Below are 20,737 nucleotides of genomic sequence, written 5' to 3'. Positions count from 1 at the left end.
AGACGCGCCCGATCATGCTGGTCGCTCGACCGAAAGCCGATTGCCGTTACGCACGCCTATTTCGGAAGCTGGGGTCAGGAGCGCCACGGATCTCCTCGCCGATCCGGAGGATGCCCCCCATGCGTCGCGAACATGGCTCGGTTACGGACTTCCCGGTCAATGTCCCCGCGGCGCAAACAGGATGACCGCCATGCCGACGAGACAGATCGCGCCGCCGGCCAGATCGAACCGGTCCGGGCGATGCCCTTCCACAGCCCAGAGCCAGAGGATCGAGGCGGCGACGTAGACGCCGCCATAGGCCGCGTAGGCCCGGCCGGCAGCCTCGCTCTCGACGAGGGTGAGGAGATAGGCGAACAGCGCGAGCGAGACGAGGCCGGGGGCGATCCACCAGACCGAACGGCCCAGCCGCAGCCAGGCCCAGAACGCGAAACAGCCGCCGATCTCGGCGAGCGCGGCGGCGGAGAAGGCGAGGAGCGAGCGGGTCATGGCCCCCGATGGCACGGGGACGGGCCGCCGGCCAAGATCGGCCTCTCGCTCAGGCGTCGTCCTCGGGTGCGAACACCTCGCCCCGTTCGGCCAAGCGCACGTTGTCCTCGTCGGCCCGGAGCTGGCGCGCGGCGCGGTACTCCGCCGCCGCCCTGTGAAGCTGCGCGGCCTCCGGGTCGGCCGGCTCGGGGGCGGCGGCGTCGAGACCGTCGGCCAAGGCCTCCACCTCACGGTCGATCGCCGCGCGCTGGTGCGGATCGAGCGCGGCCGGGTCGCCGAGGCCCTGCCGCCGTGCCACCAGGGCGGCGAGAGCCTGCCGCTTGGCCTCGTGCTCCGACATCGCGCTTCCTCCCGTTTCCCTGGGGTCGAACCCGGCGCGCCGCCCGATGTCAGCGCGCGGGAATGAGCGCGGTTCCGCCCGAAGCGCGGCCCTTCGGCCGGGCACGGACCCGCGGGGCCGCCGCACCGGTTGCCCCGGCATGATCGACGCCCTCGACCTCCCGCTCGACGCACGCGAAGCGGCGGCCAGCCCGGAGCGGCACAAACCGGCACGGCTCTGGCGCCCGCGCCGCGTGCTCGTCACCCCGGCCGCGCGCGAACACGCCCATGGGCGGGCCATCGCCGAGCGGGCGGAGCGGCTGGGGCTGCCGGTGGAATATCCGGCGAGCAACCGGATCGGCGCGCCCCGCGGCGATCCGCGCCGGGCCTATGCGGAGGCCAAGGCGACGCTCGCCGTCGTGGTGGCGCCGCCGTCCAAGCTGAGGCTCCAGCCGATCCCGCCGAGCGCCGACTGGCGCTTCGACCTCGCCGAGGGCTGCCCGGCGCATTGCCAGTACTGCTATCTCGCCGGCTCGCTCACCGGACCGCCGATCACCCGCGCCTACGCCAATCTCGACGCGATCCTGGCGAACCTGAGCGACTATGCCGGACGCGGCGCCGTCACCAGCGCCTCGGCGGCGCGGGCCGCGGAGGGCACCACCTTCGAGGCCTCCTGCTACACCGACCCGCTTGGCATCGAGCACCTCACCGGCTCGCTGTCGGCGGCGATCCGTCATTTCGGCGCCTGGGAGGCGCCGGTGGGTCTGCGCTTCACCACGAAGTTCGCCGCGATCGGCCCGCTCCTCGACCTGCCGCATGGAGGGCGCACCCGCATCCGCTTCTCGGTCAACGCCGCGCCCGCCGCCCGCTACGAGGGCGGCACCGCTCCGCTCGCCGACCGCCTCGCCGCGATGACGGCGGTGGCGCGAGCCGGCTACCCGGTCGGCCTCACCATCGCGCCGATCCTGCCGGTGGAGGATTGGCGCGCGGCCTACGACGCGCTGCTCGCGGATGCCGCCGCCGCGCTCGCCGACATCCCGGCGCCGGACCTGACCGTCGAACTCATCACCCACCGCTTCACGCCGGGCTCCAAGGCGGTGCTGGAGGGCTGGTATCCGGGCTCCGACCTGCCGATGCGCGAGGCAGAGCGCAGCCGGAAATTCACCAAGTTCGGCTCGGTGAAGTACGTGCTGCCGGCGGAGCCGATGCGGGAGATGCGGACATATTTCCATGAGCGGATCGCCGTGCGCCTGCCCTACGCCCGCATCCTGTACTGGACCTGAAAGCGCGCTCCCAACGAAAACGCCCGCCGCTCGAAGCCGAGGGCGGGCGCGGATCGCGTAAATGCGAAAAGATCACTCGGCGTCGTCGTCGGTCTCGGTCGGCGGCGCGAGGTTCTCGAGGCCGCGAAGCAGGTCGTCCTCGCTCATGCGGTCGAACTGCACGTCCTTGTCGTCGGAGGACGACTGCGGCGCCACCGCGGCGGCGGCCGGCGAGGACGAGAGCAGCGGCACGGTCTCGGCCTCGGGCTCGTCCACCTCGACGTATTTCTGCATCGAGTGGATGAGCTGTTCCTTGAGATCCTCGGCGGTGATGGTCTCGTCGCCGATCTCGCGGAGCGCCACGACCGGGTTCTTGTCGCGGTCGCGGTCGATCGTCAGCGGGGCGCCGGCGGCGAGCAGGCGGGCGCGGTGGCTGGCGAGCAGCACCAGCTCGAACCGGTTCTCGACCTTCTCGATGCAGTCTTCGACGGTGACGCGAGCCATGCGAGGCGGCTCCTTCCTCGGGCAGAACGGACGATATGCGTGATGAAGGCGCGTCTTACACCGGTTGATGTCGGGCAACAAGCTGTCCGATATCCGCGGCGCCGTGGACGATTCGGGATCGAGGCCCAGGTTCGGAATCCGTCCTCGACCCAGTCTCCGTCAGCCCCGTGGTGCGCGGCGATGACGGGTGTTGCGGCCGGTCATTGGGTCCGGGTTCGCTTTGCGCCACGGAAGGGCGGTGGTCGAGGATGGACCGGCGCGCCGCCCCAGGGCCGGGAGCCGGTTCCGCGACGCTGTGGACAACCGTCCAGACCAGGAACATCCGCCCAATCGTGCGGTTCCCCAGGCACTCCGACCCGAGCCGGCCGCCGGCCGTGCGGCCCCGTCGGAGGTCTTCCCCGACAGCTTCATCGTGGCCGGCTTCCCCGGCCCGCCGACGACGCTTGCCCGCTCGCACGAGGTTTCATGCTGCTGCCCACCGACGACGCCGGCCATCCACTCGCCGAACGATTCCGGCGTTTCATCCGGCAACAACCCTTCCCCTGCGTCGGCGCCAAATCCGCCCTGTCCCGCGGGCGCCTGAAGGTGATGGTCGCCCACGACATCGCCTGCGACCGCGACGACGGGCGCATCTACCCGGCGCTGCTCGCCTTCATCGCCCGCTATCGGGGACAGCCCGAGCTGTTCCAGAGCTTCGCCGTCGTGTTCGAGAACGCCAGGCCCGTGTCCGAGGAGGCGTTCGAGGCGGCGCTCTGGGCGCGGATGCAATCGCTGTCCGACCGCGACAGCGGGCTCGGCCACCGGCACGACCCGCGGGTCGCAGCCGATCCGGACGATCCGCATTTCTCGATGAGCCTCGGCGGCGAGGGCTTCTTCATCGTCGGCCTGCATCCGGGCGCGAGCCGGAAGGCGCGGCGCTTCGAGGCGCCGGTGCTGGTGTTCAACCTGCATGACCAGTTCGAACGGTTGCGCGGCGAGGGCCGCTACGAGCGCCTGCGCGCTTCGATCGTCGAGCGCGACACGGCCTGGGCGGGGTCCGCCAACCCGATGCTCGCCGGGCACGGAGAGCGCTCCGCCGCGCGCCAGTTCAGCGGCCGGGCGGTGCCCGAGGACTGGGTCTGCCCCTATCGCCGCCGGGCGGATGCCCCACACTACGATGCGCAGCAGATCGCCGCCGATCTGCGCTCCGGCGCCTTCCTCGCCGGCCAGATGGAGGGGTGAGGCCACTCGACGGCGGGACCCCGAGGCGGCCTCGGCGCGATCGGCACGGATCATTCCCCCTGCTCCTGCCGCAGACCGGGCCGTGACTCCCCCCTCTGAAGCGGATCGCTTCGGCGATCGGCATTTTGAATACGGCCGGCTCGGCGATAAAGCGGGTCCCACGCATCGAATCCGAACCGGGAGAGACAATCCATGGCCAAAGTCGCGTTCCTGGGGCTCGGCGTGATGGGCGCGCCGATGGCGGGACACCTCGCCGCGAAGGGCCACGAGGTCACGGTCTACAACCGCACCGGAGCGAAGGCCGAGGCCTGGGTCGCGTCCCACGGAGGACGGGCCGCCGCGACGCCGCGGGAGGCGGCCGCGGGCGCTTCCATCGTCTTCGCCTGCGTCGGCAACGACGGCGACCTGCGTTCGGTGGTGCTGGGCGAGGACGGTGCCTTCGCCGGGATGGAGACCGGCGCGGTCTTCGTCGATCACACCACGGCCTCGGCCGAAGTGGCCCGCGAGTTGTCCGCGGCGGCCGATGCGGCGGGCCTGCGCTTCATCGATGCGCCGGTCTCCGGCGGGCAGGCGGGCGCCGAGAACGGCGTGCTCACCGTGATGTGCGGCGGCGAGGAAGGAGCTTTCGCGGAGGTGGAGCCGGTGATCGCGGCCTATGCCCGCTCCTGCCGCCTGCTCGGACCGTCGGGCTCGGGCCAGCTCACCAAGATGGTCAACCAGATCGCCATCGCCGGGCTGGTGCAGGGGCTGTCGGAGGCGATCCACTTCGCCAAGCGCGCCGGGCTCGATGTCGAGGCGGTGCTGGAGGTGATCTCGAAGGGTGCCGCCGGCTCCTGGCAGATGGAGAACCGCGGCAAGACCATGAAGGCCCAAAAATTCGATTTCGGCTTCGCGGTGGAGTGGATGCGCAAGGACCTCGGCATCCTGCTCGCCGAATCGCGCCGCAACGGCGCCCGGCTGCCGGTGACGGCGCTGGTCGATCAGTTCTACGCGGAGGTCGAGGCCATGGGCGGAAAGCGGTGGGACACCTCTTCGCTCATCGCCCGGCTGGAGCGGAAAGCCGATTGATCGCAAAGGCTCGGGCCTCGTCGGGCCCGAGCCAGTGCCAGCCCGCCCCCATCTGGTGGCGGAACCACGTGTGCTGGCGCTTGGCGTAGCGGCGGGTATCGCCCTGGCCCCGCTGGATCGCCTCGTCCAGCGAGAGCGCGCCGTCGAGATGCGCGATCAGCCCCGGCACGCCGTGGGCGCGCATCACCGGCAGCAGCGGATCGAGGTTTTTTTCGCGGAGCGCCGCGACTTCGTCGAGGGCGCCAGCCTGCATCATGGCGAGGAAGCGCGCGTCGATCCGGCGCCGCAATTCCTCGCGTTCGACCGACAGGAAAATCTTCAAGAGGGTTCGGCCGGTGAGCGGTCCGGGCTCGCGGCTGTCGTGGAACGAGCCGATCGGGCGGCCGGTGGCGGCGAAAATTTCCAGCGCCCGCATCACCCGCATCCGGTCGGAGGGGCGCAGGCGCGCGGCGCTCCCGGGATCGCGCGCGGCCAGCAGCGCGTGCAGCGCCTCGGTCGGCTGCCCCTCGGCTTCGGCTCTGCCGGCCTCGCGGATCGCCTCCGGCACCTCGGGCAAATCCGAAAGGCCCTCGTCGAGGGCGCGGAAATAGAGGCCGGTGCCGCCGACGAAGATCGGCAGGCGGCCCGCCGCGTCGGCCTCGGCCAGGATCGCCGCGGCCTGCCGCTGGAAATGCCCCACGGAAAAATTCACCGCGCCGTCGATGCTGCCGTAGAGGCGGTGCGGGGCCTGCGCCTCCTCCGCCGGGCTCGGCCGGGCGGTGAGAACGCGCAGATCCGCATAGACCTGCATCGAGTCGGTGTTGATCACCACGCCGTCGAAGGCGCGGGCCAGCGCCAGGGCCAGGGCCGACTTGCCCGAGGCGGTCGGCCCTGCGATGAGAACCGCCGCAGGGCGGCCTCCTTCGGGTCCTTCCGGCACGGTGTCCTCTCCGAAAAGCCTTCGCATGACGCTCGTCGCGACGCTGATAGCAAACCCGGCCCGGCCCGCCATCACGGACGCGGTCCTCGCCGAGGCCCGCCGGGTGCTCGCCACCGATCACCGACCCCGCATCCTGCATGGCGAAGTCGCCGCAGAACTGCTGGTCCCGGCCGAACCGGACGAGGCGAGCGCACTCGCCGAGCGCCTGCGCGCGACGTTCTCGGGCGAGCCGATCGACGTGGCGGTGCTGCCCGGCGGCGCGCACCGCCGCAAGCGGCTTTTCCTCGCCGACATGGATTCGACCATGATCGAGCAGGAATGCATCGACGAACTCGCCGACCTCGTCGGCATCAAGCCCGAGGTCGCCGCCATCACCGAGCGGGCGATGCGCGGCGAGATCGCCTTCGAGCCGGCGCTCCGCGAGCGGGTCGGCCTGCTCAAGGGCCTGCCGGTCGATGTGATCGACGGGCTGATCCGCGACCGCATTCGCCTCACGCCCGGCGGGCGCACGCTGGTCGCGACCATGCGGGCGCACGGCGCCTATGCCTGCCTCGTCTCGGGCGGCTTCACCCGGTTCACCGGGCCGATCGGCGCGACGATCGGCTTCGACGAGACCCGCGCCAACGTCCTCGACGTGGCCGATGGGCACCTCACCGGCGGGGTGGTCGAGCCCATCGTCGGGGCGGAGGCCAAGCGCGCGACGCTGATCGAGTTGCGCGGGCGCTTCGGGCTCTCCGAGAGCGAGGTGCTGGCGGTGGGCGACGGGGCCAACGACCTGTCGATGCTCGGCGAGGCGGGCGTGGGCGTGGCGTTCCGGGCCAAACCGAAGGTCGCCGATGCGGCGCGGGTGCGGATCGAGCACGGCGATCTGACGGCGCTTCTGTACCTTCAGGGGTTTTCGGCGGCCGAGTTCGTCGGCTGAGGCAGCGCCCGACGCCCCCCATGGTCGATTGATCGCCTCGCCTTTAGTTTCGCCGCGTCGTTGCGAGACGGAGCGCTTTCGCTTCACGCCCTCCGGCGATAGATGACGCCGACCAGCACCAGCGACACCACGAGCGAGACCGCCAGGGCCACCGCAAAGGTGACGGCAATCCCCTCGGTCGGCGCAAGGCGGATCACCGCGAGGTTGAAGGCGCAGAGCCCGACCGCGCCCGACACCGTGCCGCGGATCGTGGCGACGGCCTCCGGCCTCCCGCTCTGGGCGTGGACGAAGACGATGAGCGGCCACGCGATCACCGGCACGGGCGCGAGCAGCCCGCTCAGGGCCGGGCCGAGGAGCGGCGCCCCGAGCGTCACCAGCACGACGAGACCGGTCGAGACCGCGATTCGCGCCGGCAGGTCCCAGGCGGGCAGCCGCGCCGGGCGGGTGCCCGCGGGGGCGCCGCGCGTGAGGGCCAGCAGCAGGCCGGTCAGGGCGAGGTCGAGGAGAACGAGGGCGGTGTCCGAATCGATCCGGCCGGCGGCCACGGCCCAGACCACGAATCCGAATAATCCGGTCAGGCAGGACGGAAGTACCGAAAGGCGACGGCTCGCCAGGAGGTAGGCGAGGTAGGAGGCCAGCACCGCGCCGACGCCGACCAGCGAACCGTGGGCGGCCTCGCCCGCGAAGGGCAGGCCCTGCTCCAGGGCGAGATAGATCGAGATCGGCCCGGAAGTCAGCGGCAGGCCGGCGACGATGCCGCCGGCCGCCGAGCCGAAGCGCCGGTTCACCAGCGTGACCAGCGCCATCAGCAGCGGCGTGACGGCGAGCTTGACGGCGAGGAGCCCCAAAGCCGCGCCGCCGCCCGGTTGCCGTTAGTCGAGCCCGATCGCGACGAAGCGCACGTCGCCGCTGAGGCTGGCGACCAGCAGCAGCACCGACTTGCGGCCCTCCTTCTTCAGGGCCTCGACGCGCTTGGTGACGTCGGCGGGCGTCGAGACCGCCTCCTGGCCGACCTCGACGATGACCTCGCCCGCCTGGATGCGCTTGTCGGCGGCGGTCGAGTTCGGATCGACCTTGGTGACGACGACGCCGCTCTTCACCGTCTCCTTGATGTTGTAGCGCTTGCGGGCCTCGTCGGAGAGGCCGGTGAGGTTGAGGCCGAGGATCTGGCGGTTGACCGGTTCCGCCTCCGGCTGCTTGGCGTTGGCGACCTGGGTCTTCTCGCCGTCCTCCAGGCGCCCGAGCAGCACCGACTTGGTCTGCTCCTCGCCCTTGCGCACCACCTGCACGTCCACCTGCTTGCCGACCGGCGTCGCGGCGACGATGCGGGGCAGCTCGCTCGACGACTTCACCGGCACGCCGTTGAACTTGACGATCACGTCGCCGACCTCGAGCCCCGCGGTCTTGGCCGGACCCTTCTCGTCGATGCCGGCCACCAGCGCGCCCTTGGCGCCGCCCTTGAGGCCGAGCGCCTCGGCGGTGGCGTCGTCCACGTTCTGGATGCGGACGCCGAGCCAGCCGCGGCGCACCTCGCCGAACTGGCGCAACTGCTCGACGACCGGGCTCGCGGTGCCCGACGGGACGGCGAAGCCGATGCCGACCGAGCCGCCGGACGGCGACAGGATCGCGGTGTTGATGCCGATCACCTCACCGTCCATGTTGAACAGCGGGCCGCCCGAATTGCCCTTGTTGATGGCCGCATCGGTCTGGATGTAGTTGTCGTAGGGACCGGACTCGATGTTGCGGCCGCGCGCCGAGACGATGCCGGCGGAGACCGAGCCGCCGAGCCCGAACGGGTTGCCGATCGCCATCACCCAGTCGCCCGGGCGCATCTTGTCGGAATCGCCGAACGGCACGGCCTTGAGCGGGCGCTCGGTCGTGGGCTTCACACGGAGCACGGCGAGATCGAGCTTCGGGTCCTTGCCGACGATCTCGGCCTTCAGCTTCACGCCGTCGCTGAGGATCACCTGGATGTCGTTGGCGTCGCCGATGACGTGGTTGTTCGTCACCACGATGCCGGACGCGTCGATGATGAAGCCGGAGCCGAGCGAATTCGACTTGCGCGAGGGCGAGCGCGGGCTGTCCTCCTCGCTGCGGGGCGTACCCTGGCCCTGGCCGCGGCGCTTGAAGAACTCTTCGAACAGATCCTCGAACGGGGTGCCCTGAGGGAGCTGCGGCAGGCTGCGGCCGCTGCTCTTGGCTTCCACCGTGGTGGAGGCCGAGATGTTGACCACCGCATCCGTCACCTTCTCGGCGAGGTCGGCGAGCGACTCGGGGCCCTTGGCGAAGGCGGGGATCGACGTGGCGGCGACCGTCACGCCCAAAACCGCGGCGGCGAGCGCCGAGCCGGCGCGCCGGGCGAGCGAGGGCCGACGGGCCCGGTCGGCATTCGCGGCGAATCTCGCAGCGGGCATCATGGGCGGTTTCCTCATGGTCTCTGAAGCGGCCCCGTTTCGGGCCCGCCTATAAATTCGGCGGCCGGCACCCCGATCAAGGGCGCCAGCCGCCGATGCCGCATGTCCGGCCTTTAGCGGACCGTCCCGGTCGTGCCGGGGGCCGTCTCGTCCCTGGCCGCGTCGCCCTTCGCCGCATCCCCCTTCGCTGCATCTCCCTTGGCCGCCGCGGGCTTGCGGCCCTGCGGATCGGAGAAGTAGCGGAAGAAGTCCGAGTTCGGGCTCATCACCAGCTTGGTGTCCTGGCCCTTGAGCGCGTGCTCGTAGGCCTGCATCGAGCGGTAGAAGGCGAAGAAGTCGGCGTCCTTGCCGAAGGCCTCGGCGAGGATGCGGTTCTTGTCGGCCTCGCCCGCGCCGCGCAGCTCCTCGGCCTTCTGGTTGGCCTCGGCCAGGATCACGGTCACGTCGCGGTCGGCCTTGGCGCGGATGAGGGTCGCGGCCTGATCGCCGTTGGCGCGAATGTCGGTCGCCTCCTTCTTCCGCTCCGAGGTCATGCGGTCGTAGACCGCCTGACTGTTCTTGGCGGGGAGATCGACGCGGGTCATGCGCAGGTCGACGATCTCGACGCCGAGCCCCTTGGCCTCGCGGTTCACGCTCTCCTGGATGTCGTTCATCAGCTTGGCGCGGTCGGTCCGCACCAGCGCGTCGCGGCTGGAACGGGCGAGCACGTTGCGCAGCGCCGAGTTGGTGAAGCTCGCCAGACGTTGGTTCGCCTGCGCGATGGTGCCGACCGACTGGTAGAACTTCAGCGGATCGACGATGCGGTAGCGGGCGAAGGCATCGACCTCGAGGTTCTGCCGATCGGCGGTGAGCAGCGGCTGCACCGGCAGGTCGAGGTCGAGCACGCGCTTGTCGAACAGCACGACGCTGTCGACGAACGGCACCTTGAAGTAGAGGCCCGGCTTGTTCTGGCCGACCGGGTTCAGCACGTCGCGGACGCGGCCGAGCTGGAGAACCAGCGCCTGCTGCATCTGCCCGACGGTGAAGACCGAGGCGTAGAGGCCCACGGCGATCGCGGCCGCGATCACCAGAAGGCCCGTGCGGAGGGCGGGATTGTTCATCGGCTCGTCGCTCCGCTCGCGGCAGGGGCCCGCAGGGTGTCGGTCAGCGGCAGCACGGGCAGCACGCCGGCCGCGGCACCCGCGCCGGAGATGCCCGAGCCGTTCTGATCGATGATCACCTTGTTCACGGAGCCGAACACCTTCTCCATCGTCTCCAGGAAGATGCGCTCGCGGATCACCGCAGGCGCGACCTTGTACGAGTCGTAGACTTGGCTGAAGCGGGCGGCCTGACCGGTCGCGTCGGCGGTCGCCTGGGTGCGGAAGGCTTCCGCGCCCTGAACCACCTGGCTCGCCTTGCCTCGGGCCTGGGGCACCTCGCGGCTGGCGTAGGTCTCGGCCTCGTTGCGCACCTGCTGGGCGTATTGCTGGGCGGCGTTCACGTCGATGAAGGCCGGCCGCACCTCCGGGGGCGGGTTGACGCTGGTGAGCTGCACCACCTCGATGCGCACGCCCGCGCCGTACTCGTCGAGCGCGGCCTGGAGGATCTCCTTGACCTCCTGGGCGATGCTCGACTGCTCGTTCGTCAGGATCGGCTGGATGTTGCGCCGGCCGATCACCTCGCGCATGGCGCTCTCGGCGATGGCCTTGATGGTGCCGTCGGGGTTGGCGAGGTTGAAGACGTAATCCTCGGCCTTGAGCGGGTTGACGCGCCACTGCACCTCGAAGTCGAGATCGACGATGTTCTCGTCGCCGGTGAGCATAAGGCTCTCCTCCGGTACGTCGCGGGTGCGGGCGGTGCCGCCGGCGACGTAGCCGATCGGGATCGAGTTCACGACGCCGACATTCGGCTTCTGCACGGTGCCGATCGGGTAGGGGAAGTTGTAGCGTAGGCCCTCGCCGGTCGTGCCGGTGTAGCGCCCGAAGATGGTGTTGATGCCGACCTCGTTGGGCTTCACGATGTAGAAGCCGGTGAGGAGCCACGCGCCGATCACGAGGCCCGCCGCGATCAGGAGGCCCTTGCCGCCGCCGAAGCCGCCGCCGGGCATCACGCCGCGCAGGCGGTCCTGTCCGCGCCGGAGCAGATCCTCGAGATCGGGGGGCGTCTTGCCGCCGCCCCCGCCACCCCAGGGACCGCCGCCGTTACCGCCGCCGCCGGGCCGGCCCCAGGGGCCGCCACCGCCGCCGCTCTGATTGCTCCAAGGCATTCTCGACGTGAACTCCTGCTCAGGCTGCGCCCCGCATGAGGCGCGACGAATTTCTCAAGCCGCGAGAACGCGTTTGCGGCAGCCTACGGACGCCGCGCACCTGAGTGGCCGCGAGCGGTCCTGTCAAGGCTGGCAGGTGGGCGCGCCGCCCGTCAATGGCAACCGCAACCACCGGCTCAGCCCCCGCCGGGGCCCTGCGGCCAATGCGCCCCGGTTCGATCAACGGGCGGACCCGCGCTCCCAATCCACGAATTGGAAGGGAAACTCGTCGCGCTCCCCCGGCGGATGGCGTTCGCGCAAGCTCTCGTGGAAGGCCGAGCGGTCGAAGGCGGGGAAATGCACGTCGCCCTCGGGCGCCGCCTCGACCTCGGTGAGGTGGAGGCGGTCGGCATGCGGTAGGGCGAGCGCGTAGATTTCGGCGCCGCCCACCACCATTAGCGCCTCGGGCCCTGCGGCGGCGACCGCCTCGTCCCAGGAATGCACGATCTCGGCGCCGGGGATCGTGAGCCCGCGGTCGCGGGTCAGCACGAGGCTGCGCCGGCCCGGCAGCGGCCGGCCGATCGAGTCCCAGGTCCGGCGGCCCATCAGGATCGGCTTGCCGAGCGTCAGCGCCTTGAAGCGCTTGAGGTCGCTCGACAGGCGCCAGACGAGGCCGTTGTCGCGGCCGATGACGCCGTTGCGGGCGACCGCGGCGATGAGGGCAATGCGGGAGGCCATCAGACCGCCACCGGCGCCTTGATCGCCGGGTGCGGCGCGTAATCCTCGATGGCGATGTCGGCGAACGTGAAGTCGAACAGAGAGCGGACCTCCGGGTCGAGCCGCAGCTTCGGCAGCGGCTTTGGCTCGCGCGAGAGCTGGAGGCGGGCCTGCTCCAGATGGTTCGCGTAGAGATGCGCGTCGCCGAAGGTGTGGACGAAGTCGCCGGGCGCGTAGCCCGTCACCTGCGCCATCATCGCGGTCAGCAGGGCGTAGCTCGCGATGTTGAACGGCACGCCGAGGAACACGTCCGCCGAGCGCTGGTAGAGCTGGCAGGAGAGCCGTCCGTCGGCGACGTAGAACTGGAACAGGCAGTGGCAGGGGGCGAGCGCCATCCGGTCGAGATCGGCCGGGTTCCAGGCCGAGACCACGAGGCGGCGCGAATCGGGATTGCGGGCGATCTCGTCGAGAACCCACCGGATCTGATCGACCGTGCCGCCGCCGGGCTTTTCCCAAGAGCGCCATTGCCGGCCGTAGACGGGGCCGAGATCCCCGGCCTCGTCGGCCCACTCGTCCCAGATCGTGACGCCGTTCTCGCGCAGGTACCGGACGTTGGTGTCGCCCTTCAGGAACCACAAGAGTTCGTGGATGATCGAGCGCAGATGGAGTTGCTTCGTCGTGACGAGGGGGAACCCCTCGGCGAGGTCGAAGCGCATCTGATGCCCGAACACCGAGAGCGTGCCGGTGCCGGTGCGGTCCTCCTTGCGGGTGCCGTCCTCGAGGATGCGGGTCAGGAGATCGTGATACGCGCGCATGAGGCCGCCTGCTTCCGGGCGCCCCCGTGGAGCCGGACCGGTGGTTCTATGACCGAACCGCCGCGGGGCGCAAAGGGCCGGCAGGCGTTTCGGCCCCTCCGCAGGGGCGATCAATCCGGGTTGTAGAGGTAGCGTTCGATGGCGGTCTGCAGCGCCGCCTTGTCGAGATCCGTCCTGTGGACGAAGAACGACAGGTCCTCGGTCTCGGCGATGATACGGCCGAACTGCTCGACGGCGTGGTATTTCGGGCGGCTGCGATAGTCGTGGATACCGACGATGCAGCCCGGACGCAGGTGGCGCAACGCCTGGAGGAAGCAGGCAACCCGGAACCGGCCGTCGACGAGGCAGAGGTCGAAATCGTCGATGCCGCTCTCGACGATGGCGCCGGAATATTTCGGGTAGTGATCCTTGCGGATATCCGAGCTTGGCACGCCCCACTTCTTGGTCGGGCCGATATCGGCGTAGATCAGCTTGCGCTCGGCCTCGGAAGGTCCGATCGACTCGGCCACCTTCGCGATCCAGGCCTCGTCGCTCTCGACGGCGTAGAGCGGACCCTTCACCTTCCTGGCGGCGAGCACGGTGCTGCCGCCCATCCCGTATTCGAAATATGACCGAGCCGGAGACAAGAAAGTCGTGAATAGATCGACTTCTTTCTTGGTCATACGAATATTCATGGGCAGCGCTCGACGATCGATCTTCTCGGTCCTCTACAGTCTCGCCGGGTCCTCGTCAACGCAACCAAAGGGTGGACGCTGGAGAGGTCATGAGTGCGTCGGCATGGCTGCCCGCGCTCAGCGCAGGGTCGGACCAAGTTGATAGACGAGGAGCGCGAGGTTGCTCCAGGCGTGGAGCAGCATGCAGGGCCAGAGCCGGCCGGTGCGCCAGCGGAGCCAGCCGAGGGTGAGGGCGAGCGGCAGCAGGGTCAGCGGGCGGGCCAGCGCATTCGCGCTCTTCGGCCCCGTCTCCAGCCCGACATGGGCGAGGCAGAAGATCAGCGCGGTCGCCACGATCGTCGCCGCCGGCCCGAGGAAGGCGCTCGCTCGGGCGTAGACCTCGCCGCGCAGCAGCAGCTCCTCGGCGACGGGCGCGAGCACGACCACGAAGGCGAACCACAGGGCGACCATCGCGGGCGCGAGGAACGGTGAAATCCGCACGCCCTGGCCGAAATTGACGTTGAGCGCCGCCGCGGTCGCCGTGACCCAGGCGATGTGGATCAACGGCCAGAGCGGCAGCAGCAGCCAAAGCCGCAGGGTCGAGGCGCGGTCGAGCGCCGGGCGAGCGAGACCGAGGCGCCGTCTCAGCGCCCCCCGCTCCGCGCCGCGGCAGGCCCAGGAGGCGAGCGCCACCACGAACAGCGCCATCAGAACCTGCCGCAGGACGTCGATGAGGACGCCGCGGCCGGCGATCTCCGCGAGCGGCAGGCGCGGGCGCAGGTCGGTCGGGGCGAACGGATCGATGCCGAGGCGCCAATCGCCGACGAGCCGGACGAGCGCGATGGCGAGCCCCGTGGCGGCGACGAGGACGACGAGCGGCACCAGGACGAGCCCGAGCATCCGCCCGAACCAGACCAGGGCGGCGGCCGGCGAGGGCCGAATCGGCGGGAAACGCGGAAGCGTGTGCGCCGTCGCGCCCATGGGATCGGGCGGCATATCGGCCACGCTTCCAGCGCGGAGCGGGTCTGAGCGCGGATCGCTCTTCAAAACCGCCGTCGGCCCCTCTATATTCGCCTTGCCGGTCGTAAGGCCGGCTATGGCGATAAACGTTCTTCGCAATAAACCTATCGGACCCGGGGGCGGTACCCGGCGCCTCCACCCGAACCCAGGACCGATGGCCGCATGGCCGGTGTTGGGTTCCGGCGGGGGCGAAATAGGATCGACGAGGGCGTAAAAGGAGCACTTTCGCTCGGCATGGTTCCGCCGTTATCGGGCCTTTGCAATAGTTGCCAACGACAACTTTGCTCCGGTGGCTGTCGCCGCGTAAGCGGTGCCAAAAACCGACCTAAAGTCCTAGCGGGTAGCACCGTTTAGGCGGGGTTCGGAGGTACCTGGCAACAGAAACCTCCACTCACTTTCCACGTCCCGGCGCTGCCGCCCTCCGGCCGTGACCGGACAAGCGAGCGCCGATGGCCGAAGACCTGATCCGTTACGATCTCCTGGTTCAGGACGCCCTGCGCGGCGTCGTGCGCAAGGTGCTGACCGACGCGGCCCGCGAGGGGCTTTCCGGCGAGCACCACTTCTACATCTCCTTCCGCACCGAGGCGCCGGGCGTGCGCATGTCGCAGCGGCTTCGCGAAAAATATCCTCAGGAGATGACGATCGTCCTGCAGCATCAGTTCTGGGACCTGAACGTCACGGAGCATACCTTCGAGGTCGGCCTGTCCTTCTCCGGCGTGCCGGAGCGGCTGCTGATCCCGTACGACGCGCTGTCGGGCTTCTTCGACCCCTCCGTGCAATTCGGCCTCAAGTTCGACCTGAACGAGGGCGCCGAGGCCGAGGACGCCGCCGAGACGCCGACCGCCGCCCCGAAGCCCGGCCCGCGCGGCGCGGCCTCCGAGCCCGCCGAGATCAAGCCGAAAGGCACCGGTCTCGCCCCCGTCGCCGCCGGTCCGAAGATCGTTCCGGCCCTGCCCATCGCCCGCGAGGCGAAGGAGGCCGAGGACGGCGGCAAGGATAAGGACAAGGTCAAGCCCGAGGCCGCCGAGAAAGGCGACAAGGAAGCGAGCGCCGAGGTCGTCAGCCTCGACGCCTTCCGCAAGAAGAACTGAGCGGCCCCGCGCCGCCGAGACGTTTACCGCGCGGGGGGATTGGCCCGCGTCGGTGAGGGCAAGCGGGCAATTTCGGTATCCATACCCGGGATAAAACGGTAATCCAGGCCGGCGGCATCGGGCCGTCGGCGGGAGGGCGTACGGGTGAAGGGGCGGGGCAGCTCACAGGCTTGGCTCGTCGTCGCCCTCGTCCTGGCGTTCGGCGGGCTGATTCTCGCGCTCGAACCACGCCTTCTGAACCGCCTGCCCGACCTCGGCGATTATTTCGCGAAGCCTCCGGCCGTCCGGTCGCCCGCGGCGTCGGCCGCTATCGAGGCCAAGTCCGACGCGAAGCCCGTCCAGCGCACGGCGATCGAGAACGGGCGCGTCGTCGTAAAACTCGACGCCGACGAGCGGGCGCGCATCGGCGTCGAGACGCGGCACGTCGCGCCGGGCAGCCACCGCATCGAGATCCAGGCCTATGGCAGCATCCTCGATCTCGCCCGCGTCACCGAACTCACCAACGCCTATGCCAGCGCCCAGGCCGCGCTCCAGACCGCCCAGGCCAGGGCCGAGGTGTCGAGGAGCGCGTTCCAGCGCGCGCGCAGCCTCGGCGCCTACGCGACGCAGGTGCAGGTCGAGACCGCGGAGGGCACCTACCAGACCGATCAGGCCTCCCTCTCGGCGGCGCAATCGCAGCTCCGCACGCTGGCGGCGACCGCCCAGCAGGAATGGGGGCCGGTGATCGGCAGGGCGATCGTCGAGCGCTCGGTCGCGGTGACGCGGCTGATCGAGCGCACCGACTTCCTCGTGCAGGTGACGCTGCCGCCGGGCGAGACCCTGAAAGGGCGGCCCGACACGGCGTTTGCCGAGGTGCCGCCGCAGAGCGAGCGGGTGGCGCTCCGCTACGTCTCGCCCGCGACCCGCACCGATCAGCGCATCCAGGGCGTGAGCCTGTTCTACCTCGTCCCCGGCGACAGCGGCCTCCTGCCCGGCATGAGCACGCTGGCCTTCATCACCGGCGACCGGGCGACCCAGGGCATCCTCGTCCCCGAGGACGCAGTGGTGCATTGGCAGGGCGGGGCGTGGTTTTTCCGCGCGGTCGGCGAGGATGGGTTCGCCCGCCACCCGCTGCCGCCGGGGACGGTGATGTCGGCCGATTCCTTCGTCGTCGGCGACCTCACGGCAGAGACCGAGATCGTTGTGCGCGGCGCGCAGGCGCTGCTGTCGGAGGAGGCGAGGGCGCAGGCGCCCGCGCCGATGGACGACGACGATTGAGATGGCCGCGCCTCCGGCCAAGCCCCCGGCCCCTTCGCACACCGGCCCGCAGGCCGCCCTCGTCGCCTTCGCGGTGCGCTTTCCCGGCGTGGTGCTGGCGCTCTGCCTCGCGCTGCTCGCCTACGGCGTGATGGCGCTGGGGGAAGCGAAGTACGACGTCTTCCCCGAATTCGCGCCCCCCACCGTCTCGGTCCAGACCGAGGCGCCCGGCCTGAGCCCGGAACAGGTCGAGGTCATCGTCACCCAGACGGTCGAGGGGGCGGTCAACGGCTTGCCCGGCATCGCCTCGCTCCGCTCCACCTCGATCCAGGGGCTTTCGGTCGTCTCCGCCACCTTCTCGACCGGCACCGACATCTACCGCGCCCGCCAGCTCGTGAACGAGCGCCTCGCCACCATCGCGAGCCGCCTGCCGCAGGGCGTCATGGCCCCGACCATGACGGCGCTGACCTCCTCCACCGGCACCGTGCTCGTCCTCGGCCTAACCTCGACGACGCGCTCGCTGCTCGATCTGCGCACCGTCGCCGACTGGCGGCTCAGGCTGCGGCTGCTGGCGGTGCCCGGCATCGCCGAGGTGCTGGTCTATGGCGGCGACATCCGCTCGATCCAGGTGCAGGTGCGCCCGCGCGACCTGATCCGCTTCAATATCGGCCTCAACGACGTGCTCTCGGCGGCCCGCAAGGCGACCGGCGTGCGCGGCGCGGGCTTCGTCGACACCACGAACCAGCGCATCGCCCTCCAGACCGAAGGCCAGTCGCTGACGCCGGAGGAGGTCGCCCGCACCGTGCTGGTCAACGAGGGCGGCGCCAGCGTCACGCTCGGCGACGTGGCCGACGTGCGCGACGCCCCCGAGCCGCCGATCAGCGCGGCCCAGATCGACGGCGTGCCCGGCGTGATGCTCTCGGTCGGCGCGCAGATCGGCGCCAACACCGTCGATGCCACCGCCCGCGTCGAGGCGGCGCTCGCCGAGTTGCGTCCGGGCCTGGAGCGCGAGGGCATCACGCTGCGCACAGACCTGTTCCGGCCGGCGAACTTCGTCACGGTCGCCAATGGCCACGTGATCCAGGCGCTCGCGCTGGGCGGGCTTCTCGTGATCGTGGTGCTGTTCCTGTTCCTGCTCGACTGGCGCACCAGCCTCATCAGCGCGGTGGCAATTCCGCTCTCGCTGATCGCCGCGGTCGCGGTGCTCGTCGCGCTCGGCGAGAGCCTCAACGCGATGACGCTGGGCGGGCTCGCCATCGCCATCGGCGAGGTGGTGGACGACGCGGTGATCGGCGTCGAGAACGTGGTGCGGCGCCTGCGCGAGAACCGCCGCCTGGGAACACCGCTTCCCGGCCCGACGGTGGTGTTCGACGCGGTGATGGAGGTGCGCACCTCGGTCGCCTACGCGACCCTCGCCGTGCTCCTCGTCTTCCTCCCCGTGCTGGCGCTGACGGGCGTCGCCGGCCGCCTGTTCGGGCCGCTCGCGCTCACCTACATCCTCGCGGTGATCGCCTCGCTCGCCGTGGCGCTGACGCTGACGCCCGCGCTCGCCGTGCTGCTGCTCGCCCGCCGCAAGCGCCTGCCGACCCTCGATCCGCTGCCGATGCGCGCCTCGCGGGCTGCCTATATGCGGCTCCTCACCCGCATCGACCGCGCGCCGAAGCGGATCATGGCGCTGGGGCTCGCCTGCGTGATCGCCGCGGCTGCGGCCGTGCCCTATCTCGGCGGCGCCTTCCTGCCCGACCTGAAGGAGGGCCACCTCATCCTGCACATGGCGGCAGCGCCCGGCACCTCCCTTGAGCAGTCGCTGCGGCTCGGGCAACACCTGACCACGGCGCTGAAGCAGGTGCCCGGCGTGCGCGCGGTCGCCCAGCAGGTCGGGCGCGCGGAAGCGGGCTACGATGTCGGCGGCACGCATTACAGCGAGATCCATATCGACCTCACGGCGGGCCTCGACGGCGAGGGCCAGGAGCGGGCGGAGGCCGGCATCCGCGCCATCATGGCGGCCACGCCCGGCGCCGGCTTCTCGCTCAAGACCTTCCTGACCGAGCGCATCGAAGAGACGGTCTCGGGGTTCACCGCGCCGGTCGCCGTCCATGTCTTCGGCAACGATCTCGCCGCGATCGAGGCCGCCGCCCGGGATGTGGCCCGTGAACTCGACGAGGTCAGGGGTGCCACCGACGTGCAGGTGGTCTCGCCCGCGGGCCTCCCGCAGATCAACGTGTCGCTCCGCGCCAACGACCTGCGCCATTGGGGCCTCGACGCCGTCGAGGTGCTGGAGATCGTCCGCACCGCCTACCAGGGCGACGTCGTCGGCCAGACCTACCAGGGCAACGCCGTCTTCAACGTCACGGTCATTCTGGAGCGCGCGACGCGGACCCGCCTGTCGACCCTCGGCGACCTGCCGATCCGGGTGCGCGGCGGCAGCTTCATCCGCCTGTCCCAGGTCGCCGACATCTACGAGACGTCGGGGCGCTACGCCGTCCAGCATATCGGCGCGCAGCGGGTGCAGACCATCACGTCGAACGTCGAGGAGCGGGACGTCGCCTCCTTCGTAGAGGCGGCGCGGCGCAAGATCGCCCGCGAGGTGAAGCTGCCGCCGGGCGTCTACGTCAGCTTCGCCGGCGCGGCCGAGGCGCAGGCCAAGGCGCGGCGCGACCTGATCGCCTATTCGGCGCTCGCCGGCCTCGGCATCGTCGTCCTTCTCGCCGTCGTCACCGGCTCGAACCGCAACCTGATCCTCGTCCTCGTCAACCTGCCCTTCGCCTTCGTCGGCGGCGTCGCGGCGGTGGCCGCCACCGGGGCGGTGGTCTCGCTCGGCTCCATCGTCGGCTTCGTCACGCTGTTCGGCATCTCCCTGCGCAACACCATCATGATGGTCTCGCATTACGAGCACCTCACCGCGGTCGAGGGGCGGGCGTGGGGCCGGCAGGCCGCGATCGAGGGCGCGGCAGATCGTCTCGTGCCGATCCTGATGACCTCTCTGGTGACGGGTCTCGGGCTCCTGCCGCTGGCGCTCGGGGCGGGCGAGCCGGGCCGCGAGATCGAGGGACCGATGGCACTGGTGATCCTCGGCGGCCTCGTCACCTCGACGGTGCTAAACCTCCTGATCCTGCCGACGCTTGCCCTGCGCCACGGCCGCTTCGGCCCTGACGGCGCGGCCTGAGGCCCCGGCCCGGCGGGCGCACGGATTGGATCGGCAATCCCTGCATTTGATCGACTACGCTCGCGGCAGCAGACTCGACTTGAGTGTTCGGATCTCAATACCCACAAGGCAAACGTAGTTTTTTACAGCGCTCCCTTGCGTCTTCGCGCGACGCGTATGATCTTGGCGCCCGAGGGGCCATAGGAGCGGACAAGCAGGATGTCGGAAGAGAGTCAGAAATCATTCAACGACTTCGTGGAATTGGCGAGCGACATCGTCTCGTCCTACGTGTCGAACAACTCAGTGCCCGCGTCCGAGCTTCCAGGCCTGATCATCAACGTCCACGCCGCCTTGACCGGACTCGGCGGCACCACCGCGGCGGCGGCCCCGACGGAAGAGGCGGTCGAGAAGCCGACCCCGGCCCAGATCCGCAAGTCCGTGACCCCCGATGCCATCATCAGCTTCATCGACGGCAAGCCGTACAAGACCCTGAAGCGCCATCTCGGCACCCATGGTCTCGACCCGTACTCGTACCGCCAGCGCTACAACCTGCCGAACGATTACCCGATGGTCGCCCCCAACTACGCGGCGCAGCGCTCGGCCCTCGCCAAGTCGATCGGCCTGGGCCGTCCCGGCGGCCGGATCGAGGAGCCGGAGGCCGAGCCGGAGCCGAAGCCGTCCCGCTCCCGCCAGAAGGTCGCCTGACCACGGGGCCGACCGCC

Annotated in this window: 20 protein-coding genes and 1 other RNA gene; 9 read left to right on the top strand and 12 right to left on the bottom strand. The window is 70.4% G+C overall.

Translation table 11 applies throughout. The features are described from left to right. Nucleotides 1-156: 156 nt before the first annotated feature. Nucleotides 157-486 (bottom strand): YnfA family protein, encoded by a 330-nt coding sequence (locus HNR00_RS02305; protein WP_183564160.1) that lies wholly within the window; start codon nt 484-486, stop codon nt 157-159. 49 nt (nt 487-535) lie between these two features. Continuing rightward, nucleotides 536-826, bottom strand: coding sequence for a hypothetical protein (locus HNR00_RS02300; protein WP_183564157.1), 291 nt, complete (start codon nt 824-826; stop codon nt 536-538). A gap of 139 nt (nt 827-965) precedes the next feature. Here HNR00_RS02300 and HNR00_RS02295 point away from each other — a divergent pair, with 139 nt between their 5' ends. Further along, complete coding sequence (locus HNR00_RS02295; RefSeq protein ID WP_183564154.1) at nt 966-2,087, top strand: SPL family radical SAM protein; 1,122 nt, start codon at nt 966-968, stop codon at nt 2,085-2,087. Between the two features lie 72 nt (nt 2,088-2,159). Here the strand turns inward: HNR00_RS02295 and rpoZ are convergent, their stop codons facing one another. Further along, nucleotides 2,160-2,570, bottom strand: coding sequence for a DNA-directed RNA polymerase subunit omega (gene rpoZ, locus HNR00_RS02290; RefSeq protein WP_056245999.1), 411 nt, complete (start codon nt 2,568-2,570; stop codon nt 2,160-2,162). Nucleotides 2,571-3,035: 465 nt separating this feature from the next. On the opposite strand from rpoZ, the gene gntA reads away from it, so the two are divergent. Together gntA and HNR00_RS02280 are read left to right on the top strand one after the other, a co-directional pair. Further along, nucleotides 3,036-3,791: a guanitoxin biosynthesis heme-dependent pre-guanitoxin N-hydroxylase GntA gene (gene gntA / locus HNR00_RS02285; RefSeq protein WP_183564151.1), complete on the top strand. Its 756-nt coding sequence runs from the start codon at nt 3,036-3,038 to the stop codon at nt 3,789-3,791. Between the two features lie 192 nt (nt 3,792-3,983). Then, nucleotides 3,984-4,859: an NAD(P)-dependent oxidoreductase gene (locus HNR00_RS02280; protein ID WP_183564148.1), complete on the top strand. Its 876-nt coding sequence runs from the start codon at nt 3,984-3,986 to the stop codon at nt 4,857-4,859. Here HNR00_RS02280 and miaA read toward each other — a convergent pair. Continuing rightward, a complete protein-coding gene (miaA, locus tag HNR00_RS02275) occupies nt 4,828-5,805 on the bottom strand; it encodes a tRNA (adenosine(37)-N6)-dimethylallyltransferase MiaA (RefSeq protein WP_183564145.1) in 978 nt (325 codons plus the stop codon). The genes HNR00_RS02280 and miaA overlap by 32 nt on opposite strands. On the opposite strand from miaA, the gene serB reads away from it, so the two are divergent. Next, nucleotides 5,804-6,700, top strand: coding sequence for a phosphoserine phosphatase SerB (gene serB / locus HNR00_RS02270; RefSeq protein ID WP_183564142.1), 897 nt, complete (start codon nt 5,804-5,806; stop codon nt 6,698-6,700). The genes miaA and serB overlap by 2 nt on opposite strands. 83 nt (nt 6,701-6,783) lie before the next feature. Here the strand turns inward: serB and HNR00_RS02265 are convergent, their stop codons facing one another. The 8 genes from HNR00_RS02265 to HNR00_RS02230 form a co-directional block, all read right to left on the bottom strand. Then, entirely contained in the window at nt 6,784-7,548 is a 765-nt protein-coding gene (locus HNR00_RS02265) for a hypothetical protein (protein ID WP_183564139.1), read from the bottom strand. A gap of 24 nt (nt 7,549-7,572) precedes the next feature. Beyond that, entirely contained in the window at nt 7,573-9,114 is a 1,542-nt protein-coding gene (locus tag HNR00_RS02260; protein WP_183564296.1) for a DegQ family serine endoprotease, read from the bottom strand. A gap of 113 nt (nt 9,115-9,227) precedes the next feature. Beyond that, nucleotides 9,228-10,214 (bottom strand): protease modulator HflC, encoded by a 987-nt coding sequence (hflC, locus tag HNR00_RS02255; protein WP_183564137.1) that lies wholly within the window; start codon nt 10,212-10,214, stop codon nt 9,228-9,230. Next, a complete protein-coding gene (gene hflK / locus HNR00_RS02250) occupies nt 10,211-11,359 on the bottom strand; it encodes an FtsH protease activity modulator HflK (RefSeq protein ID WP_183564134.1) in 1,149 nt (382 codons plus the stop codon). Before hflK ends, hflC begins: the two co-directional genes overlap by 4 nt. Before the next feature lie 219 nt (nt 11,360-11,578). After that, a complete protein-coding gene (locus tag HNR00_RS02245; protein ID WP_183564131.1) occupies nt 11,579-12,076 on the bottom strand; it encodes a dihydrofolate reductase in 498 nt (165 codons plus the stop codon). Further along, a complete protein-coding gene (locus tag HNR00_RS02240; RefSeq protein ID WP_183564128.1) occupies nt 12,076-12,870 on the bottom strand; it encodes a thymidylate synthase in 795 nt (264 codons plus the stop codon). Before HNR00_RS02240 ends, HNR00_RS02245 begins: the two co-directional genes overlap by 1 nt. A gap of 110 nt (nt 12,871-12,980) precedes the next feature. Continuing rightward, nucleotides 12,981-13,463, bottom strand: coding sequence for a hypothetical protein (locus HNR00_RS02235; RefSeq protein WP_183564125.1), 483 nt, complete (start codon nt 13,461-13,463; stop codon nt 12,981-12,983). A gap of 198 nt (nt 13,464-13,661) precedes the next feature. Then, nucleotides 13,662-14,519 carry a CPBP family intramembrane glutamic endopeptidase gene (locus HNR00_RS02230; protein ID WP_183564122.1) on the bottom strand — a complete coding sequence of 286 codons (858 nt, stop codon included), beginning with the start codon at nt 14,517-14,519 and terminating at the stop codon, nt 13,662-13,664. 42 nt (nt 14,520-14,561) lie between these two features. On the opposite strand from HNR00_RS02230, the gene ssrA reads away from it, so the two are divergent. The 5 genes from ssrA to HNR00_RS02205 all read left to right on the top strand — a co-directional run bounded on the left by ssrA (nt 14,562) and on the right by HNR00_RS02205 (nt 20,720). After that, nucleotides 14,562-14,935: a transfer-messenger RNA gene (gene ssrA / locus HNR00_RS02225) on the top strand. Nucleotides 14,936-14,992: 57 nt separating this feature from the next. Continuing rightward, on the top strand, nt 14,993-15,634 hold the full coding sequence (locus tag HNR00_RS02220; protein WP_183564118.1) for an SspB family protein: 642 nt from the start codon (nt 14,993-14,995) through the stop codon (nt 15,632-15,634). A 243-nt stretch (nt 15,635-15,877) separates the two neighbouring features. Continuing rightward, nucleotides 15,878-16,891: an efflux RND transporter periplasmic adaptor subunit gene (locus tag HNR00_RS02215; protein ID WP_376770347.1), complete on the top strand. Its 1,014-nt coding sequence runs from the start codon at nt 15,878-15,880 to the stop codon at nt 16,889-16,891. 1 nt (nt 16,892) lies between these two features. Next, nucleotides 16,893-20,036: an efflux RND transporter permease subunit gene (locus HNR00_RS02210; RefSeq protein WP_183564112.1), complete on the top strand. Its 3,144-nt coding sequence runs from the start codon at nt 16,893-16,895 to the stop codon at nt 20,034-20,036. 198 nt (nt 20,037-20,234) lie between these two features. Next, nucleotides 20,235-20,720 (top strand): Ros/MucR family transcriptional regulator, encoded by a 486-nt coding sequence (locus HNR00_RS02205; RefSeq protein ID WP_183564109.1) that lies wholly within the window; start codon nt 20,235-20,237, stop codon nt 20,718-20,720. Nucleotides 20,721-20,737: the final 17 nt, after the last annotated feature.

It is taken from the genome of Methylorubrum rhodinum, from assembly GCF_014199935.1.
GTDB classification, from domain to species: Bacteria; Pseudomonadota; Alphaproteobacteria; order Rhizobiales; family Beijerinckiaceae; genus Methylobacterium; species Methylobacterium rhodinum.
This window is presented reverse-complemented; position numbering and strand designations above follow the sequence as displayed.

Excerpts from the sequence above, each read along its gene's own strand:
- HNR00_RS02305 (WP_183564160.1), bottom strand. The coding sequence starts at position 486 with ATGACCCGCTCGCTCCTCGCCTTCTCCGCCGCCGCGCTCGCCGAGATC.
- HNR00_RS02300 (WP_183564157.1), bottom strand. The coding sequence starts at position 826 with ATGTCGGAGCACGAGGCCAAGCGGCAGGCTCTCGCCGCCCTGGTGGCA.
- HNR00_RS02295 (WP_183564154.1), top strand. The coding sequence starts at position 966 with ATGATCGACGCCCTCGACCTCCCGCTCGACGCACGCGAAGCGGCGGCC.
- rpoZ (WP_056245999.1), bottom strand. The coding sequence starts at position 2,570 with ATGGCTCGCGTCACCGTCGAAGACTGCATCGAGAAGGTCGAGAACCGG.
- gntA (WP_183564151.1), top strand. The coding sequence starts at position 3,036 with ATGCTGCTGCCCACCGACGACGCCGGCCATCCACTCGCCGAACGATTC.
- HNR00_RS02280 (WP_183564148.1), top strand. The coding sequence starts at position 3,984 with ATGGCCAAAGTCGCGTTCCTGGGGCTCGGCGTGATGGGCGCGCCGATG.
- serB (WP_183564142.1), top strand. The coding sequence starts at position 5,804 with ATGACGCTCGTCGCGACGCTGATAGCAAACCCGGCCCGGCCCGCCATC.
- miaA (WP_183564145.1), bottom strand. The coding sequence starts at position 5,805 with ATGCGAAGGCTTTTCGGAGAGGACACCGTGCCGGAAGGACCCGAAGGA.
- HNR00_RS02260 (WP_183564296.1), bottom strand. The coding sequence starts at position 9,114 with ATGCCCGCTGCGAGATTCGCCGCGAATGCCGACCGGGCCCGTCGGCCC.
- hflC (WP_183564137.1), bottom strand. The coding sequence starts at position 10,214 with ATGAACAATCCCGCCCTCCGCACGGGCCTTCTGGTGATCGCGGCCGCG.
- hflK (WP_183564134.1), bottom strand. The coding sequence starts at position 11,359 with ATGCCTTGGAGCAATCAGAGCGGCGGCGGTGGCGGCCCCTGGGGCCGG.
- HNR00_RS02245 (WP_183564131.1), bottom strand. The coding sequence starts at position 12,076 with ATGGCCTCCCGCATTGCCCTCATCGCCGCGGTCGCCCGCAACGGCGTC.
- HNR00_RS02240 (WP_183564128.1), bottom strand. The coding sequence starts at position 12,870 with ATGCGCGCGTATCACGATCTCCTGACCCGCATCCTCGAGGACGGCACC.
- HNR00_RS02235 (WP_183564125.1), bottom strand. The coding sequence starts at position 13,463 with ATGGGCGGCAGCACCGTGCTCGCCGCCAGGAAGGTGAAGGGTCCGCTC.
- HNR00_RS02230 (WP_183564122.1), bottom strand. The coding sequence starts at position 14,519 with ATGCCGCCCGATCCCATGGGCGCGACGGCGCACACGCTTCCGCGTTTC.
- HNR00_RS02220 (WP_183564118.1), top strand. The coding sequence starts at position 14,993 with ATGGCCGAAGACCTGATCCGTTACGATCTCCTGGTTCAGGACGCCCTG.
- HNR00_RS02210 (WP_183564112.1), top strand. The coding sequence starts at position 16,893 with ATGGCCGCGCCTCCGGCCAAGCCCCCGGCCCCTTCGCACACCGGCCCG.
- HNR00_RS02205 (WP_183564109.1), top strand. The coding sequence starts at position 20,235 with ATGTCGGAAGAGAGTCAGAAATCATTCAACGACTTCGTGGAATTGGCG.